The 4,318-nt window shown below is 41.9% G+C and carries 3 protein-coding genes; 2 read left to right on the top strand and 1 reads right to left on the bottom strand.

Translation table 11 applies throughout. The features are described 5' to 3' along the window. Positions 1–130: 130 nt before the first annotated feature. Positions 131–862 carry a hypothetical protein gene (locus ACYTXL_RS00070; RefSeq protein WP_461922953.1) on the top strand — a complete coding sequence of 244 codons (732 nt, stop codon included), beginning with the start codon at positions 131–133 and terminating at the stop codon, positions 860–862. Between the two features lie 309 nt (positions 863–1,171). Here the strand turns inward: ACYTXL_RS00070 and ACYTXL_RS00065 are convergent, their stop codons facing one another. Next, positions 1,172–1,660 (bottom strand): hypothetical protein, encoded by a 489-nt coding sequence (locus ACYTXL_RS00065; RefSeq protein WP_461922952.1) that lies wholly within the window; start codon positions 1,658–1,660, stop codon positions 1,172–1,174. Between the two features lie 163 nt (positions 1,661–1,823). Between ACYTXL_RS00065 and ACYTXL_RS00060 the strand changes: the two genes are divergently transcribed. Further along, positions 1,824–3,698: a protein kinase domain-containing protein gene (locus ACYTXL_RS00060; protein ID WP_461922951.1), complete on the top strand. Its 1,875-nt coding sequence runs from the start codon at positions 1,824–1,826 to the stop codon at positions 3,696–3,698. Positions 3,699–4,318 lie beyond the last annotated feature (620 nt).

Here is a 4,318-nt window from a genome sequence, read left to right as displayed (position 1 = left end):
AAACCCGCGCAACGCAGTGGCTCCCCAACCGACAATTTTTTTGCAACATTCTAGCCAAGAGGGTCTACTACAAGACTACCGAGATTTTTTCAGAAATCAAATATGATTCCTATAGTTCAACAATATTTGTATGCAGCAACTATCAAACCATAGTGTGGAGTTCCCAATTCATCTCAGTGCTAAAACAATTGCTCGACGTTTAAGTGTTATAGTTCTGTGCCTCACCTTAGCAGGCATTCTAAGTGGCTATTTCTGGCTCTCGGAATTTCCTTTCCCAGCTACCAAGTGGTTTTACGAACTATTTAGCCTAGATGGAGAATTCAATATTCCTGCCTGGTATTCTTCATTCTCTCTATTATTTTGTTCGGGATTACTTAAAGTAATTAGCGCTATTAAGACGAAAGACCGCTATTTTGTTTACTGGAAAACTCTATATTTGATATTTTTCTATTTGAGTTTGGATGAAGCATTTAGTTTTCACGAGATTTTGATCATTCCGTCAGTGCGACAATCGCTTCATCTCAATCCTATATTTTTCCAAACCTGGGTTATCCCTGGTGCTGTTTTAGTGGGAGTTTTTGCATTTAAATATCTCAAATTTTTGCTCCATCTCCCTCAAAAGACTCGATATTTATTTCTGATTGCCGCAGTTGTTTATGTGGGTGGAGGCTTAGGTATGGAAATGGTGGGTGGAGTTTTGAGAGTAGATTTTGGGCGACGCACTCTAATAACGTTAATTGGCATAATTGTTGAAGAGTTTTTGGAAATGGTCGGAATTGTGATTTTTATTTATGCGCTGCTAGCTTACCTTAGCAGCTTGAAAGAAAGCATTCAACTGAAAATCTATATATCTGAAAAGTAAATTGAAGGATCTTTAAATACTTGCAAGCCAGTATAAACTATTAAGTAAAGCGCCATAATTCTATTCTAAGTAAGTGGGTCAAATTAAATATAAAACCTACTCTGCCTCCGGCTTCCCTCTCCGAACTCACGGAGAGGGATTGAGGGTGAGGTTTTATCTTATACTTAATTGTGCATTCCTACTTAAGTACACGTCACCGTAAAAGGGGTTCAGAAATATTCAGACTTGATGTTGGGTTTCACTACGTTCTATCCAACCTACGAATGATTAAATTCCATACCCTTTTTGTGGTGTTCTGTAATAAGAGCTTCAACTCTCTGGCAATTTAGTAAACATCTGTTCAACTAACTCCTTTACCTTAGCATCCAAACGCAACCAATCGACTTCACCCAATTCATCAATTAAACTAGTATCAATATCAGCGACTTCCTCCTGTGGGGTGTATTCCAGAAAACACACTTGATAACACAGTTCCCACAAATCGATACTTGCTTGTTGCTGTTGACGCTCCAAACGTAGATGATATCCTGGATGGGGCACAGGCAGACGAGTAAGAGTCTCTCTGATTTCATCTGCTTCTTCCGGCGTTGCAGTTTCCATCGCTTGCAACAGTTCAGTCACCAATATTTTAATTTCATCAGTGGTGTTAGCCGGCCAAATCAGGACATCGTGGTAAGTTCCCGTCCAGGAAGATTCATCAAGCAGCTTGCGGATATTGTCGATAACGCGAATGAAAGCAGGTTGCATGAGGATTTCAGCCTGCTGCCATGCAACTGGATTTGTTATTTTCGGTGGCATTGGTAGTAAACAGGGACACTAAAAGAAAAATAAACAGTCTACGTTTATTAAAAAGCTGCGTTTTTAATCTAAATCTTTTTTCAAGATAGCGGATTTCATTGAAGAAAATTTGCAGATATTTATTAGTAACTGGAAAATTAGGTAATAATTCTGGGGAAGGAATATGATCGGCAAGCTACTAGACCATCGTTACCAAGTAATTCGAGTCCTCGCTATGGGAGGATTTGGTCAAACCTATATTGCCCAAGATACTAGGCGGCCAGGCAATCCTATCTGCGTTGTCAAGCACCTCAAACCCGGAACTGACCCCAGAGTTTTTGATACTGCTAAACGCCTATTCAACAGCGAAGCCGAAACCTTAGAAAAACTGGGCAACCATGACCAAATACCCAGGCTGCTAGCATACTTTGACGAGAACCAAGAATTTTATTTAGTACAAGAATATATTGAAGGACATACCCTAGCTGAGGAACTTATACCTGGTAAGCGCTGGAGTGAAAGCCGAGTATTTCAACTGTTACAAGAAGTTCTGGAAATTCTTGAATTTGTCCATCGCCAAGGCGTGATTCACCGCGACATCAAACCAGATAACATCATCCGTCGCGCCTCAGATCATAAGTTAGTTTTAGTAGACTTTGGGGCAGTGAAGCAACTGCGTACACAGCTGGTAACAGTGGGCGGACAACCTTCGGCTACGGTAGTTATTGGCACTCCTGGCTATATGCCCACAGAACAAGGGCAAGGTAAACCCCGTCCTAACAGTGATATCTATTCCCTCGGCATCATTGCCATTCAAGCATTAACAGGATTATCGGCAACAGAATTGCAAGAAGACCCGGAAACGGGCGAAATCATTTGGCAACAATCAGTAACCGTAAACTATCGACTGGCGGCAGTGTTGTCCAAGATGGTGCATTATCACTTCAAAGACCGCTACCAAAACGCCACGGAAGCACTGCAAGCATGTAAAGACAGCATTAATCCTATCCCTGCACTTTCCACACCTCAACTATCTCGGCTGCAAACGGTTGCAGTTGCACCAGCGAATCCTGTCAAACCTACCCACAAAGACTCTAGCAAATCTGACCCATGGCCGGTATTAATTGCCATATTATTGGCAGGTGGTGGGGCTGCCTTAGTAGCAAATGTAGCTCCCAATATGAAAAATTTAGCTGCTAATCTTACAGGTAAGGATACCGCCTTAGTAAACAAATGCTCGGCTGTTGTCGTCGGAAATTCTAATATCCGTTCTGAACCTAGTTCGATAAATTCTGATAATGTTTTGCAAACTGTTACCGATAACACCAGTTTCGAGGTAACAGGCAAGCGAACAAAACGAGGTTGGATAGAAGTTAAACTTAAATCTGGTCGTTTGGCTTGGGCATCCTCGGATGTCATAGCCAATAATCAAGAATGGGGTTCTTGCCTGCGCGAAAAAGGGATTGCAACTAGGACAGTAAATGATGATACCTTGATTGCAACTCGACCAATTCCCAAGCCACAACCAAAATTGAGGAATGTATCAATTCCATTACCAGAAAAGCCGGAGGGGTCAACTACCGATGGGGGGAAATTAGAGCGATCGCAGCCTAGTGATCACAGTGCCAATATTATAGAACAAGCAAGACAGAAGTATGAATCAGGAGATATAATTGGTGCGATCGCACTTTTAAAATCGGTTCCGGCAAATGCTGCTTCTGGTATCCAACAGACAGGTAAAGTAATTGCCCAGTGGCAGCAAGATTGGGCTAAGGCAGAGGCGATATCTAATGAGATCAACAAAGCCCTAGATGATGGGAAATGGGATAAAGTTTTAGATTATAAAAACCATCCAGAAAAGTTGCCTAATACTCAATATTGGCGAAACAGAATCGAACCATTATTTAAACAAGCAGCCGAAAATCTTGGAAAGCAGGCACTATCTAAACTAGAAAATCAAGGTAGTCAGAAGAGTACCCAACACAAACTTCCCGATACTAACCAACCTGCCACTACAGAGAATCCTAATCCTACAGAAACTCCAAAAGGCGGCTTTTAACAGTTACGAGTGTTTACTGGTTACTAATTTTTTTACAGCAGAAATCATGTATTTGAACCACATCTGTCGTAGGGGCACAGAAAAAGCTCATTGGTGTCAACTTCAGAAAAAATCTGCTTTGAGAAGGCGTTTTGCCCTCATCCCCTAACCCCGAATCCCAACTTGGGAGAAGGGGAACTAGAGAATTTGCTCCCCTCTCCCAAAATTGGGAGAGGGGCTGTTCTTGTGAGGGTCAAACCTGGAAAGCTTGCCAAGTCTAACTTCTACGTTAAGTTGACACCAATGAGCATTGCTGTGCCCCTACCGCGTGGTCTATTTACCTGAAAATAGCTGTAATTCATTTTTTACCTCATTTGTCAATGCGTAAGTTCTATAACTAGCCCTTTCAAGGTGGTGAAATTTGGAACGAAGATTGGTTATTTCGACCTTCAAAAATCCCCAAATCTGAGCGGAGGATTCAAGGTGGTAGCACTGGAACAACGTATCTTCGTTTGTCACCTTGAAAGGACTAGTTCTATAACTATGGAAGTAAGCAACTCAGGTCTAAAGACACTGAGCTTTAGCCCAGATCGAACATCCCAAACAAAGACATTTGTCCTTGCAACTGGCACGTCAACCCC

It is taken from the genome of Nostoc sp. (genome assembly GCF_054880495.1).
This window is presented reverse-complemented; position numbering and strand designations above follow the sequence as displayed.